This window comes from Denitratimonas tolerans (genome assembly GCF_037203605.1).
Taxonomy (GTDB): domain Bacteria; phylum Pseudomonadota; class Gammaproteobacteria; order Xanthomonadales; family Xanthomonadaceae; genus Denitratimonas; species Denitratimonas tolerans.
The window spans coordinates 1-14141 of record NZ_JBBDHC010000009.1; the positions used below are offsets into that span (position 1 = coordinate 1).

Consider the following 14141-nt stretch of genomic DNA (forward strand, 5'->3'; position numbering starts at 1 on the left):
GGCTTCACCGGGCACGAGCACCTGGAAGGCCACGATACCATCCACATGAACGGACGCCTCTACTGGCCCACGGGCGGGCGCATGGTGCAGGCCGACCCGATCATCACCGACATCTACAACCCGCAGAACTGGAACCCCTACAGCTACGTGCTCAACAACCCGCTGAACCTGACCGACCCGAGCGGGTACAGCTTCATCAGCAAGTACTGGCGTACGATCGCGGCGATCGTGATCACGATTTATGCTCCCTATGCCGCACCCTGGATTGGGCTGACATCGACTCAGGCGGTTATTGCAGGTGGTTTTGTTGCTGGTGCGGTCCAGACCAACTCGCTCAGGGGCGGAATCTATGGGGCGTTCAGTGCGGGGATGTTCAACAAGATAGGAACAGTGTTCCAAGGTATGTCTGCTACTGCGGGAACGGCGGGCACAGTCGGTCGCACGGGCCTGACCGCAGGCCAGTTCACCGCCAAGATCGTGGCACACGGCATGGCCGGCGGAGTGATGAGCAGCCTGCAGGGCGGCAAGTTCGGGCACGGGTTTGCCAGTGCGGGATTCAGCGAGGCAGCCAGCCCCATCGTGGCAAGCCGGGGCGGCCCGATCAGTCAAGGCACTGCGGCGGCTGTGATAGGCGGAACGGCTTCGGCAATGACGGGAGGGAAGTTCGCCAATGGGGCGGTGACGGCGGCGTTCTCCTATGCGTTCAATGAACTCATGCATTATGAGCGCACTGACTCTGGTGAAATGACGGTGCGTTCTCCGGGGGAGAGCATTGACACCGAACCATTGGTTAGTGCTGTTGTTACCTCATTGGACGCGGGTGAAAATGCGGCCATGCACTGGGCTGGCATGGCGAACGAAACAGGAAACCCCTTTTATGATTTCCTCGGTGGGCTGGCGAGCCTGTGGACACCAGATACTGCGTTTGCAACCGCAACGACACTGATTCCAATAGGCGGCGGAAGCTCTATAGGGGTGCGAGCCGGAAAGGAAATTAGATTTGGTAAAAATCTTCGTATTGCCGTATTTGGAAACCGCACAGGGCACAAATACGGAGAGCTGCCACATTATCATAGAAGAGGGATTGATCCGAGGACGGGTGGGGTTATAGACGGCCAAGGCATAGGCCGTCATAGGCCTTGGGAACCGAAATCAACGGATCGCTATTTCTGGGATCGATTCTAATGAAGCCTCCGTACTTCGTTGTTGAAGGCGACGATGTCAGCGTCTTCCAGAGTATTGACGCACTTGAACAGAGCTTGGAGTCTCCGGATATAGAATGCTATCGAGTGTTCGATGCAACCGGTCAAGTGCTAAATTTGATTTCTGACACCCCCCGATCAAGATATAAATTCCGTTTTGGTTTAGTGGCAATTGGCAAAGTCAAGGTGTCCCTCAAGGAGCCGCCGGAAACAGCGGTTGCTGAGCTCGTGCAAATTCTTTCAAACCATCTTGAACGATTGACTGGCCAGCCTACCAAAACAATTAACCTGAGCGATCTGATCCAAGAAATCGAACGGCAGGTTGGTGCCTGATTGGATCCGGCAAGATAGGATGGGGTCATGGGGATTGCGTCCCGTGACCCTTCCACACGACTGGATATACGACGGTGCCGACCGCCTCACCCTGGGCTGGTTCGAGTACGTGGGCACCACCTGGTACTCGGCCAACGCGACGTACGTGAACCCCGACGCCGCCGCGCCCGCGAACCTGAGCTTCTATGCCCAGTACGACAAGCTCGGCAACCTCTGCCGCAAGTACCAGTTCGGCCTGTTCGCGCAGTACGGCTACGCCGGCCGCGCCGGCTGCGGCACCGCCGGCAACCCCGGCAGCGGCAGCAGCTCCGCCACGCTCAGCGCGCACCAGACCCAGAGCCTGTTCATTCCCGGGCTGATCACGATCGCCAACCAGCACGATGCGCGCGGCAACATGACCAGCGCGGACAGCCTGCGGTTCTATGCCTACAACGCCCTCAACCAGGCCACCGAAGTGCGTCGGGTGGCGAGCGTGGGCTCGTCGGACATCACGATCCGCGCGCGCTTTGCCTACGGCGTGGACGGCGCGCGCTACCGGCGCATCGACGATGGCAGCAGCGCGGGCGGCACCACCACGACCACGATCATCGGCGCCGTGGAGCGGCTGCAGAAGCCGGGCGGTGCGATCCAGTGGCGTCGCACGATCGGCAGCACCGCCATCGTGAGCTACAGCGGCGATCAGCTCGTGGGCGGCATCACCCAGGCCGCGGGCGCGGGCACGGTACGCCACCAGTTCAGCGACCGGCTGGGCTCGGTGCAGGTGATCGGCCTGGTCAGCGGCTCGAGCGTGACGGTGCAGGAGCGTCTGGACAGCGGTGCCGACGGCCAGTGGCGCACGCCCGATCCGCCGTTCGGCAAGGCCGGCTCGTCCCACACCCCGCGCGGCTTCACCGGGCACGAGCACCTGGAAGGCCACGACACGATTCACATGAACGGACGCCTCTACTGGCCCACGGGCGGCCGCATGGTGCAGGCCGACCCGATCATCACCGAGATCTACAACCCGCAGAACTGGAACCCCTACAGCTACGTGCTCAACAACCCGCTGAACCTGACGGACCCGAGCGGGTACAGCTTCCTCGACAGACTGCTGAACCCGTTCAAGAGCGCGATCCGCTCGGTGATGCGCGCGCTCGGGCCGGACGTCTCCGGCGCGCTCATCGGTGCCTGCTCGTTCGTCCCCGGCGCGTGGTCGATCGCCTGCGCCGCGGGCGCAGGCTACGATCACGCCAGAGCCTTCGGGGCAAGTTCCTCGGACGCGCGCCGCAGCGGCGTGGCGGCGGCGTTCGTGGCGACGGTGGCGTGGGGCGTGAAGAAATACGGCGGAAACCTCGGCCCAACGAGCCGGATAGCGATCGCCGCCACCAGCGGCGGGGTGGCGAGCGTGATCCAGGGCGGCAAGTTCGGGCACGGTTTCGTGAGCGCCGGCGTGACGGCCCGGGCGTCGCCGTACGTGAGCAACATGGGTGACGTGTTCGGCACCGCAGCCTCGGCCATCATCGGCGGCACGGTGTCGGAAATGACCGGCGGCAAGTTCGCCAACGGGGCGAGATCGGGGGCGTTTGCGTATGTGGTTGGCAAGGCTATGCAGCGAGCATCGAGTGGTGCCGCAAGAGATGCTGGTACTAAGACTAGCGAAGATAATCCGAGAGTGGGTTTGCTGGCTGCAGAAGAGGCGCGAGCCGCGTTATATGACGCCGGTGTTCTTAGCAAGATCTATAAAGGTGACTTTAAAGTCGCGAGTGAAGATTGGGCTAGATTAGTTGATCCAATAGCGAGAAAGTACAATGTGGAGATTAGCTCGCTGCTTTATCAGATTGGCGAAAATTTGTTTGTATATGCCGCACCCTATAGTGATGGAAATTCCAGTCAGGTCATTGTTCGCGCTGGCCCGCGACTACCGGAGCAGTACGGTGGGAAGATCATTGGGTATATTCATACTCACCCAAGTTCCGCGGCTTTGAGTTCGGATGATAGGAGTATTGCATGGGATATGCGTGAGAGCGCCGGGCACACAGTTTATGCAATCTCTGTCTATCGGGGAGCGCCAGGCACGGTCTGGGATACATTCAATCGAAGGGATATTTTATGGAAAGACTTCTGATCCAACTGCTCATCGGGGTGGGGTTGTTGGTTCCGCCTCCTTGTTTAGCCGAGTCCGGAAAGGCAGAACCTGCGATACGGCATTGCTCGAAGACGGGCGGGGTGGATAATGAAAAATGTTATGTGGATAGCTATGAGCTAATTTCGCGATCAGGATCATATTGCAACATTACTGTCAGTACGTTTGGGTATTTACAACACAACTGGGCGGGTATTCTCCTTTATTCTGATGAATCAAGAGCAAAGCACCAGTGGATTCCCGGAACAATTTCCGTTGAGGATAATATTCAGAAGATCTTGTCCAAAAAACTCGGTGAGTACGGGGGCGGAGCATATTCCGCAATCAGAGGGACTTTTATTTGTGGCAAGCCACACCTCCAGGATGAAGTTGGTGTGGGTCGGCTCGTTGAAGTTAAGTCGATAGAGTTGTTTTCACTGGATCACCAGGGAAACTCCGTGAGGCACCCCGTCTCCCTTACGGACGCGGGTGGGCATGAGTGACAACGTTGAGCAAGTAGGGCGGAACCCGCTATGCGGATTCCGCCGCTACAGGTAGCTACCGATGCCCAGCCTCGCCCCTTCGATCATCACGGATCGCCACGCGCGTCGTCAGCGGCATGACCGAAGCGCGCCATCACCGCATCGGCGATGGCGCAGCCGCGACAGCACCATGGACGCACGCACCTGCCGCGAGCAGACCCGGTACGACGGCTACGGCCGGGCCTGGAAAACGCGCGATGCCAGCGGCGGATGGCTCAAGCAGCAGTTCGATGCGCGCGGGTTTGCCACGCGCCTGTGCGACTCCACCGAGGCGGACACCGCGCCCAGCTGCGGCACCGCGTTCCATGCCACCGTGGACGAGGTGGACGCGCGCGGCGCGGTGCTGGTGGAGCGGCGCGGTTCCAGCGTCGGCCCCACCATCGCGCGCAGCTACGATGCCCTCAACGGCCAGCTGGTGGGCGTATGCACGGGGCCCGGCTGCGGGGTGCAGAACAGCGCCTACGGCTACGACAACAAGGGCCAGCTCACGAGCCGGGAAGAGGCCGGGCGCTACAAGGAGCGCTTCCAGTACGACGGTGCCGACCGCCTCACCCTGGGCTGGTTCGAGTACGTGGGCACCACCTGGTACTCGGCCAACGCGACGTACGTGAACCCCGACGCCGCCGCGCCCGCGAACCTGAGCTTCTATGCCCAGTACGACAAGCTCGGCAACCTCTGCCGCAAGTACCAGTTCGGCCTGTTCGCGCAGTACGGCTACGCCGGCCGCGCCGGCTGCGGCACCGCCGGCAACCCCGGCAGCGGCAGCAGCTCCGCCACGCTCAGCGCGCACCAGACCCAGAGCCTGTTCATTCCCGGGCTGATCACGATCGCCAACCAGCACGATGCGCGCGGCAACATGACCAGCGCGGACAGCCTGCGGTTCTATGCGTACAGCGCCCTCAACCAGGCCACCGAAGTGCGGCGGGTGGCGAGCGTGGGCTCGTCGGACATCACGCTCCGCGCGCGCTTTGCCTACGGCGTGGACGGCGCGCGCTACCGGCGTATCGCGAAGAAGGAAGGCGTCGGCCGCACCCGGCGCTGGCCGGCATCACGACCGCCGCCGATGGCTTACTTGAAGTTGTAGACCAGATTGACCTTGGTCAGGCGGTCGGTCTTCTCGATGCCGGGGCCGACGTCGGTGTTGTGGCGCACGTCGAAGCCGGCCTTCAGTGCCAGCTTCGAGTTCATCGCCACGGCGATGCCGAATTCGTTGCTCACGAAGGTGTTGTCGCTTCCGGCTTCGACCAGCAGGGTGTCGAACAGCGAGGTGTTGGCGGTGAGCATGTGCTTGTAGCCCAGCAGGCCGCGGCCGATGAAGTCGCTCTGGGTTTCGCCGGTGAGCGCGTCCTTGGCGCGGCGGTAGCCGGGGCCGATTTCCGTGACCAGATTGGTGCGCGCATTGTTGATGAACGTGTGGCCGTAGCCGATCGAGAACGTGGTCTGGTGCTCGTAGGGCGCGAAGTCGTCGTTCTCGTAGCGCAGCGCGGCAACCCACGAGCTGACCTCGTTCATCTTGACCGCGCTGCTGGCACCGAACTCATAGCGGTTGGCCGAGGTCTGCATGAACTTCTCGGGGACGCCATCGCCGTCGACGTCGGCGCTGACCTCGGACTTGTTGCGCAGCGCCGAGAAATAGAACGCGTGTTTCCAGCGGTCGTCCTCCTTGGCGAAGGCGATCTTGCCGTTGGCGTTGTCGGACTTGGCATTGCCGCGTGCCATCGCCAGACCGAACTCGCCGGTGCCCGACCAGCCGCCGTCGGTGGCGGACGCCGCGAGCGGCAGACAGGCCAGCACGGCGGCGGCCAGGAGGGTCTTCTTCGTCATTGTGATTCTCCGTGTGTGGGGCCGATGCGCCGCAGGGCGCAAGGCCCGGCGATGCTACCGACTGCGCCTGATGCGCAAGTGAACCGGAAGCGTTGCGTTCAGTGTCGATTCTGCGTTCCGCAACCGAGCGAGCCGGGGCCCCGGAGTATCATGGCGTGTCGTGTTTTCTGTTCACTGGTGCCATGAGCCGCGTCTGTTTCCTGCTTTTCATTGTCCTGGTCATCGCGACCGGGAACGCGAACGCCGGGTTCCACGCCGGCGCGGCGTGGGTCGATGAAATCGACGGCGTGGCCAGCCATGCGCTGACCTTGAGCTGGGAAACGCCGACGCGGCATCCCTGGGAGTTCATGCTGGGGTACATCGCAGCGCGCAACGCGGCTGCGGCGCGCACGCCGGACGTCTACTTCGGTTCGGTTTCCAAGCGCTTCACCTGGCGCGGCTGGTTCGTGCAGGGCGGCATCGCGGCCACCAATTCCGAAACCGAGGCGCTCTCCAGGCACTGGCAGTTCCAGACCGGCATCGGCTACCGCTACCAGCGCCTGACCTTTTCCCTGCGCCATCTCTCCAACGCCAATACCGGTGGCCGCAACCGCGGCGAGAACCTGCTGCTCGTGCAGTACGGTTTCTGAGGGCAGGAAAGGGGAGTCGGAACATCCGGCATCTTCGGCCGCCACGTTCGATTCCCGATTCCTCACTCCCGCCATCAACGGCAGCCGTTGCGGCGCTCGCGGTCGATCAGGCGGATCAGCTCGGCGTCGCCCATCGGATCGTTGCGCTGCGAGAGGTCGCGGATCTTGCTGACGGTATCGGGGCAGGGATGGTAGTTGCCGCCGAACAGGCTTCCGATCATCGCCACGAGTTTTTCCGGCGACATGCCCTCGTGCAGCACCACCGCGCGCGGCGTGAATGGTTCGGCGCGTCCGGGCAGCGGCTCGGCGCGGTGCTGCAGGAAGTCGCGCGCGGCCGTGTCGCCGCGCGCTTCGCGCCGCGCGCCCGCGCGCAGCGCGTCCAGCAGCCGCACGCTGTCGGCGTCGGAGAGCCGGGGCGGCACGACGTCGCGTGACGGTGCCGGATCGGGTGGTGCCGAGGGCGTTGCCTGCGGTCGTGGTGAAGCCTTTGCCGCATGCCGGCGCGGTGGTGCTGCCGGGAACGGCGGCGGTGGACTCGCCGCCGAGGGGCGGTCGGCCGCCAGGAAAACAACCTCGAGCGCCGCGTCAGGCGCGGGCTCCGACCGCCGCTCCTGCGACAGCCACAGTCCGAATCCCAGGTGGCCCGTGATGACGAGCGCGAGCACCGCAGCCTGCGGTGCCCGCGCCAGCCACCGATCATCCTTGACCGACACCATCCCACCCCTCCATTTCGGGCGCGCCACCCTAGGGGGGCGTGGATTAGGCGCGGGTTAACCGGATGCAAAGTTTCCGTTGGACAGGCGTTTCTGCCCTCACGCCACCATGCCGCCGCCGTCCCGCGGCGGTTCGGCGGAGTCGGCTTCCGGCAGCGCCGGCGCCTCCCTGGTGGTGTCGCCGCCGACAACGTCCTTCCAGGCCAGGTACATCGAGGCACCCGCGATGGGGGTGACCAGGATCGAGGTGACGAACTGGCCGAGCAGGCTGGAAATGACCGACAACACGGCCATCAGGAGGATGGCCGCCCCCAACAGCACCAGCAGATAAAGCAGGATCGCGCCGACGTTGTCGCGGCTGGCGTGCAGGCTGCGGCGCATCGCGGCGAAGGCGTCCTTCTCGCCGAAGACCACGTCGGGAATCGCGAAAAAGGTCACCGCAAACACCACGATCATCAGTGCCACCACCACCAGGCCCAGCACGAAGGCCCCGGCACCCGCCGCGCCCAGCAGGGCTTCGGGCCGTTCCAGTATCGCGGACGCGCCCGCGCCCGCCAGCGCCACGCCGATCCAGATGGCGATGAGGACCGCCGCGATGAAGCCCGCCACCACGCTCGGCAGGCACAAAATCAGCAGCGGCCCGATGCGGCCTTCTTCCTTGAAGCCCTGGAACAGGTGGGCGAGCTCGGCGGTTTCCCCGCGCGACTGCGCGCGCGCCGCCCAGGCGATGCCGGCGTAGAGCGTCGGCGAGATCACCGCCAGCACCAGCGAGCCCAGGATCGGCAGGGTGCCGATCAGGGTGACGATCAGCCCCATCAGCAGGAAGGCGGCCGGGTTCTTGCGTATCAGCTCCACCGCGCCGGTGAGCCAGGCGATGCCGTTTGCGGCGGGTACGTTGCGTGCGGTCATGGGATTCTCCGAAAAGTGCGCAAAACGGGCGGGATGATGGCAGGACGCGATGACCGGACGCTATTCGGGCGGCGGCAGCACGTCCAGCACTTCCGCAATCGTGGTCAGGCCCTGCGCGACCTTCTGCGCGCCGGAAGCGCGCAGGGTCTGCATGCCCTGTGCGATCGCGTCGCGGGTGAAGCTGGCCAGGTCCATATCCTTCTGTACGCGGCTGCGAAGGACCGGGGTGATGAGCAGGAGCTCGTACAGCCCGACGCGGCCAAGGTAGCCGCTGTGGCGGCACTCCAGACAGCCGCGCGCGGCGAAGCCGGAGGCGGGCTTGGGCAGCCCCAGCCCGCTGGAAAGCACCGCCCAGCCGTCTTCGTCCAGCGGCGCGGGCTTCTTGCAGTGCGGGCAGAGCGTGCGCACCAGGCGCTGCGCCAGCACGCCGTTGAGGGTGGATTGGATCAGGTAGTGCGGCACACCCAGATCGAGCAGGCGGGTCACCGCCGAGGGTGCATCGTTGGTGTGCAGCGTGGACAGCACCAGATGGCCGGTGAGCGAGGCCTGCACCGCCATCTGCGCGGTTTCCAGATCGCGGATTTCGCCGATCATGATGATGTCCGGGTCCTGGCGCAGCAGCGAGCGCACTCCCGAGGCGAAGTCCAGGTCGATGGCGTGGTGCACCTGCATCTGGTTGAGCTCGGGCGCGATCATCTCGATCGGGTCTTCCACCGTGCACACGTTCACGTCCGGCGTGGCCAGGCGCTTGAGGGTGGAATAGAGCGTGGTGGTCTTGCCCGAGCCGGTCGGCCCGGTCACCAGGAGGATGCCGTGTGGGCGGCCGGTCAGGTCCTTCCAGGCGTCGGCCTCGGCGGCGTCGAAGCCCAGATCCTTGGTGGATTTCACCGCCGTGTCCGGGTCGAAGATGCGCATCACGCACTTCTCGCCGAAGGCGGTGGGGATGGTGGACAGGCGCATCTCCACCTCGCGCCCGCCCGGCGAGCGCGTCTTGATGCGCCCGTCCTGCGGGCGGCGGCGCTCGCCCAGATCCATGCGCCCCAGCACCTTGATGCGGCTGATCGCCGCGATCATCACCGGGGTGGGCAGCTCGAACACCTTGTGCAGCTTGCCGTCGATGCGGAAGCGCACGTGGCTCAGGTCGCGGCGCGGTTCCATGTGGATGTCGCTGGCGCGCTGCTCGTAGGCGTACTGCAGCAGCCAGTCGACGATGTGCACGATGTGGCGGTCGTCCGCGCCCACCTCGCCGGCCCGGCCCAGCTCCACCAGCTGCTCGAAGCTGGGCATCGAGACGCTGGGGTTCTCCTCGCGCTGGTCCCTGGCGCCGCGCACCGAGCGCGTCACGCCGAAGAACTCCATGGTGTAGCGCGCGATGTCGAGCGGGTTGGTCACCACCACGGTGATCTCGCGCCGCAGCACCTGGGTGAGGTCGGCCATCCAGCGCTGGTCGGTCGGTTCGCTGGTGGCGATCACCACGCGATCGGCGCTGACCGCCACCGGCAGGATGCGGTGGCGCTGGGCGTAGGCGTGGGATATGAGCGCGGTGACGGCCGGCACGTCGATCTTGGTCGGGTCGATGCGCAGGTAGCGCAGACCGACCTGGATCGCCAGCCAGCGCGTCAGCGTTTCGAGGTTCAGCTCGCTGCCCGCGCGCTTGCGGTTGGCGAACTTGAGGTTGGCCACCAGCACCAGCGGATGGATGTCCACCCCGGGCCGCTGTTCGCGCACCGCCTGCTGGGCGCGCGCCAGATCCGCGTCACCGATGAACCCGTCCTCGGCCAGCGCCGCCAGCACCTGCGAAGCGGCGAGCCGGGCTCCCTCGGGAAAACGGCGGGCGGGCGCAGCGCTGCGCTGTGGCTGGTCATGGCGGGTCATGGCGGGTCACAGCATGACACGGCACGGGAGGATGTTCAGCCGCGCGGGTGCGCGCGCGCGCCGCTGCGCCTGTCGAGCAGGGCCGCGTCGTGCCGAGGCAAGACCGCGGCGGCGGGTTGTCCGTATAATTCCCGGTTTTCACCCGATGCGCAGGCCCATGACCGGTCCCACCTTCCAGCAGCTGATCCAGTCGCTCAACGCCTACTGGGCGAATCAGGGCTGCGTGCTGATCCAATCGCTCGACCTTGAAGTCGGGGCCGGCACCTTCCATCCCGCCACCTTCCTGCGCGCGCTCGGCCCCGAGCCGTGGAATGCCGCCTACGTGCAGCCTTCGCGCCGCCCCACCGACGGACGCTACGGCGAGAACCCCAACCGCCTGCAGCACTACTACCAGTATCAGGTGGTGATGAAGCCCAACCCGGACAACATCGTCGAGCTGTATTTCGACTCGCTCAAGGCACTGGGCATCGATCCGCTGGTGCACGACCTGCGTCTGGTCGAAGACAACTGGGAGTCGCCCACGCTCGGTGCCTGGGGATTGGGCTGGGAGGTCTGGCTCAACGGCATGGAAGTCACCCAGTTCACCTACTTCCAGCAGGCCGGCGGGCTGGAATGCAGGCCGGTGCTGGGCGAGATCACCTACGGACTGGAGCGCCTGTGCATGTATCTGCAGGAGTGCGACAACGTCTACGACCTGATCTGGACGGTTGGTCCGCAGGGGCCGGTCACCTACGGCGACGTGTTCCTGCAGAACGAGCGCGAACAGAGCGCCTACAACTTCGAGCACGCCGACGTGAAGGAGCTGTTCCACCGCTTCGACGCCTGCGAGGCCGAGGCGCTGCGGCTGGTCGAGCTGGGCCTGCCGCTGCCGGCCTATGACCAGGTCTGCAAGGCCAGCCACAGCTTCAACCTGCTTGACGCGCGCCGCGCGATTTCCGTCACCGAGCGCCAACGCTACATCCTGCGGGTGCGAAAGCTGGCCCAGAACGTGGCGCAGGCGTATTTCGAGCAGCGCGAGAAGCTGGGTTTTCCCGGCCTCAAGGCCGCCGCGCAGGAGGCCGTCGCATGAGCCTGCAACCCCTTCTGATCGAACTGGGCACCGAGGAGCTGCCGGTCAAGGCGCTTCCCGGCCTGGCGCAGGCGTTTTTCGACGGCGTGATCGCCGGGCTGGAAAAGCGCGGCGTGGCGGTGGAGCGCGGCGATGCCGCGCCGCTGTTCACTCCGCGCCGCCTGGCCGTGCGGCTGCCGGGCGTGGCCGTGCGGCAGGCCGAGCAGGCCAGCGAAGTGCTCGGTCCGTATCTCAACATCGCGCTCGATGCGCAGGGCCAGCCGACCCGCGCGCTGGAGGGCTTCGCCGCCAAGAACGGCGTCGAATGGACCGGGCTCGAACGCCTCACCGACGCCAAGGGCGAGCGCTTCGTGCATCGCGCCGTCAGCGCCGGCGCGGCGACGGAAACGCTGCTGCCGGAGGTGCTGCGCGAAGCCATCGCCGCGATGCCGATTCCCAAGCCGATGCGCTGGGGCGCACACGAGTTCGCCTTCGCGCGCCCGGTGCACTGGCTGGTGCTGCTGCTGGGCGGGCGCGTGGTCGAGGCCGAACTGTTCGGCATCCGCGCCGGCGGGGAAAGCCGCGGGCACCGCTTCCACGCGCCGCAGGCGGTGGCCATTGCGCATCCGGACGAGTACGTGGCGGCGCTGGAAAAGGCCTTTGTCCTCGTCGATCCCGCCGCGCGGCGCGAGCGCATCCGCGCGCAGGTGTCCGAGGCCGCGCGCGCCGCGGGCGGCGTGGCGCGCATTTCCGAGGACAACCTCGAGCAGGTCGTGGCGCTGGTCGAATGGCCCGCGCCGATCACCTGCGGCTTCGAGCGCGACTTCCTCGCGGTGCCGCAGGAAGCCCTGATCGAAACCATGGAGATCAACCAGAAGTTCTTCCCGGTGCTGACCGAAGCCGGCGCGCTGACCGAGCGCTTCATCGGCATCGCCAACATCGAGTCGGCCGACGTCGACAAGGTGCGCGCCGGTTACGAGCGCGTGATCCGCCCGCGTTTTGCCGACGCGCGTTTCTTCTTCGACGAAGACCTGAAGCAGGGGCTGGAGGCGATGGGCGCGGGGCTGACCACCGTCACCTACCAGGCCAAGCTCGGCACGGTCGCCGACAAGGTGCAGCGCGTGGCCGCGCTGGCCGAAACCATCGCCGCGCAGGTCGGCGTCGAACCGGCGCAGGCGCGCCGCGCCGCCGAGCTTTCCAAGAACGACCTGCAGTCGCGCATGGTCAACGAGTTCCCGGAACTGCAGGGCATCGCCGGGCGCCACTATGCCGTTGCCGCCGGTGAGCCGGAAGCCGTCGCGCTGGCGATCGACGAAGCCTACCGCCCGCGCTTTTCCGCCGACGACATCGCGCTCTCGCCGCTGGGCAAGGTGCTGGCCGTCGCCGAACGCCTGGACACCCTGGCCGGCGGCTTTGCCGCGGGCCTGAAGCCGACCGGCAACAAGGATCCCTTCGCGCTGCGGCGCAATGCGCTGGGGCTGGCGCGGACGATTATTGAGAGCGGCGAAGAGCTTTCTTTGTACCAGTTGTTGTTGGAGGCATCTAAGTATGTGATTGCTTCGATGCATACAGTGACCCATCGGGAGCTTGATGCAGCACTCACTGCAGCGAAAGAACGAGGTGTCGCTGCCCAAGTTGCCACGAAGGCAAGTTGGATTCCTATTGAACAGAACGTGGCGGATAGTCTTTACGACTTCATCCTCGACCGCCTGCGCGGCTACTACGCCGAGCGCGGCGTGCCGGCGACGCACTTCAACGCCGTCGCGGAACTGAAGCCCGCCTCGCTCTACGACTTCGACCGCCGCATCGACGCCATCGGCCAGTTCGCCGCGCTGCCCGAAGCCGCCGCGCTGGCCGCGGCCAACAAGCGCATCGGCAACATCCTGCGCAAGGTCGAAGGCGAGATTCCCGACGCCATCGACCCGGCCGCCCTGGTCGAGCCGGCCGAGGAGCGCCTGGCCGAGGCGTTGCTGGGTGTGGAAACGGCCGCCAATGCCGAACTGGCGCAGCGCAACTACGTCACCGCGCTCAAGCACCTGGCGCAGCTGCGCGAGCCCATCGACGCCTTTTTCGAGGACGTGATGGTGATGGCCGAAGATCCCCGCGTGCGCGCCAACCGCCTCGCCCTCCTGCAGCGCATCGCGCGCCGCTTCCTCAGCGTGGCGGACGTTTCCCTGCTGGCCAGCGGCTGAGGAATTTCTCCCGGGCCGGCCGGGTCGGAGAGGGTACGGCGGGCGGTGGGCCGCTTGCGGCCACGTCATCGCGCCCGCATCGCGCGGGCCTTTCGCGAGGGGTTCGGTGATGCCGCATGACTGGCCGTATAGTCTGTCGCCATGTCGCGTCTTTCCGACCCGCTACGAGAAGTCCTTGCCGTGTTTCCCGCACTGTCGCCCGAGCCGCCGCCGGCCGGCGCTGAATTCCGCGCCTTGCGTCATGCCGATCCAGTGGCGGCATGGCTGGATCTGATGGAAACCGTCGAGCTGCTGCGCGCCTCGTGCCCGGTGCCCGCGCCCGCAGCGCGGCGCAGCCGCGACGGCCTGCAGTTGTTCGGCCATCGCGGTTATGGCAAAATGCACGGCTCGCTTCCTCCGGCCTTGTGCCGGGGACCGTGCCGGCAGCGCGATTTCCGGCCGCAAGCGACTGATCCCGCATCGCGCGCCGCCCAAGGCGGCGGGGCCGCCGTTCCCCTGGCCAAGGGGGGCATCACAGAACCTTCGAGGTGCGTCATGGCACGCGTGTGTCAAGTGAGCAAGAAGGGTGTGCAGACCGGCAACAACGTCTCGCACGCCAACAACAAAACCCGCCGTCGCTGGCTCCCCAACCTGCACGAGCGCCGCTTCTGGGTGGCGAGCGAGAACCGCTGGGTGAAGCTGCGTGTTTCCAACCATGCCCTGCGCACCATCGACAAGAACGGCATCGACGCCGTCCTGGCCGAACTGCGCAAGCAGGGCGAGAAGGTCTAAGG

12 protein-coding genes are annotated in these 14141 nt (G+C 65.6%); 8 read left to right on the plus strand and 4 right to left on the minus strand.

Features of this window, described 5'->3' with window-relative positions; genetic code table 11:
• From WB794_RS07640 to WB794_RS07655, 4 genes are all read left to right on the plus strand, one after another.
• Positions 1 to 1185 (plus strand): RHS repeat-associated core domain-containing protein (locus tag WB794_RS07640; protein WP_337335259.1); only part of this gene is annotated, 1185 nt, incomplete at its 5' end.
• Entirely contained in the window at positions 1185 to 1535 is a 351-nt protein-coding gene (locus WB794_RS07645; RefSeq protein WP_337335260.1) for a hypothetical protein, read from the plus strand. The genes WB794_RS07640 and WB794_RS07645, both read left to right, overlap by 1 nt.
• Before the next feature lie 43 nt (positions 1536 to 1578).
• On the plus strand, positions 1579 to 3639 hold the full coding sequence (locus WB794_RS07650; protein ID WP_337335261.1) for an RHS repeat protein: 2061 nt from the start codon (positions 1579 to 1581) through the stop codon (positions 3637 to 3639).
• Between the two features lie 669 nt (positions 3640 to 4308).
• On the plus strand, positions 4309 to 5262 hold the full coding sequence (locus tag WB794_RS07655) for a hypothetical protein (protein WP_337335262.1): 954 nt from the start codon (positions 4309 to 4311) through the stop codon (positions 5260 to 5262).
• Here the strand turns inward: WB794_RS07655 and WB794_RS07660 are convergent.
• Positions 5247 to 6002, minus strand: coding sequence for a DUF481 domain-containing protein (locus tag WB794_RS07660; protein ID WP_337335263.1), 756 nt, complete (start codon positions 6000 to 6002; stop codon positions 5247 to 5249). The genes WB794_RS07655 and WB794_RS07660 overlap by 16 nt on opposite strands.
• 155 nt (positions 6003 to 6157) lie before the next feature.
• Here WB794_RS07660 and WB794_RS07665 point away from each other — a divergent pair, with 155 nt between their 5' ends.
• Positions 6158 to 6631: an acyloxyacyl hydrolase gene (locus WB794_RS07665; RefSeq protein WP_337335264.1), complete on the plus strand. Its 474-nt coding sequence runs from the start codon at positions 6158 to 6160 to the stop codon at positions 6629 to 6631.
• Between the two features lie 74 nt (positions 6632 to 6705).
• Here the strand turns inward: WB794_RS07665 and WB794_RS07670 are convergent, their stop codons facing one another.
• The 3 genes from WB794_RS07670 to WB794_RS07680 all read right to left on the minus strand — a co-directional run bounded on the left by WB794_RS07670 (position 6706) and on the right by WB794_RS07680 (position 10128).
• Complete coding sequence (locus WB794_RS07670) at positions 6706 to 7347, minus strand: hypothetical protein (protein WP_337335265.1); 642 nt, start codon at positions 7345 to 7347, stop codon at positions 6706 to 6708.
• A gap of 96 nt (positions 7348 to 7443) precedes the next feature.
• The gene (locus WB794_RS07675; protein ID WP_337335266.1) at positions 7444 to 8253 is read right to left on the minus strand and encodes a BPSS1780 family membrane protein; all 810 of its coding nucleotides are present in this window, start codon (positions 8251 to 8253) and stop codon (positions 7444 to 7446) included.
• A gap of 60 nt (positions 8254 to 8313) precedes the next feature.
• The gene (locus tag WB794_RS07680) at positions 8314 to 10128 is read right to left on the minus strand and encodes a GspE/PulE family protein (protein ID WP_337335267.1); all 1815 of its coding nucleotides are present in this window, start codon (positions 10126 to 10128) and stop codon (positions 8314 to 8316) included.
• Between the two features lie 145 nt (positions 10129 to 10273).
• On the opposite strand from WB794_RS07680, the gene glyQ reads away from it, so the two are divergent.
• From glyQ to rpmB, 3 genes are all read left to right on the plus strand, one after another.
• A complete protein-coding gene (glyQ, locus tag WB794_RS07685; RefSeq protein WP_415926666.1) occupies positions 10274 to 11197 on the plus strand; it encodes a glycine--tRNA ligase subunit alpha in 924 nt (307 codons plus the stop codon).
• A complete protein-coding gene (gene glyS / locus WB794_RS07690) occupies positions 11194 to 13368 on the plus strand; it encodes a glycine--tRNA ligase subunit beta (RefSeq protein WP_337335269.1) in 2175 nt (724 codons plus the stop codon). The genes glyQ and glyS overlap by 4 nt, the downstream gene beginning before the upstream one ends.
• A 534-nt stretch (positions 13369 to 13902) precedes the next feature.
• Positions 13903 to 14139: a 50S ribosomal protein L28 gene (gene rpmB, locus WB794_RS07695; RefSeq protein ID WP_337335345.1), complete on the plus strand. Its 237-nt coding sequence runs from the start codon at positions 13903 to 13905 to the stop codon at positions 14137 to 14139.
• The last annotated feature ends 2 nt before the right edge of the window (positions 14140 to 14141 follow it).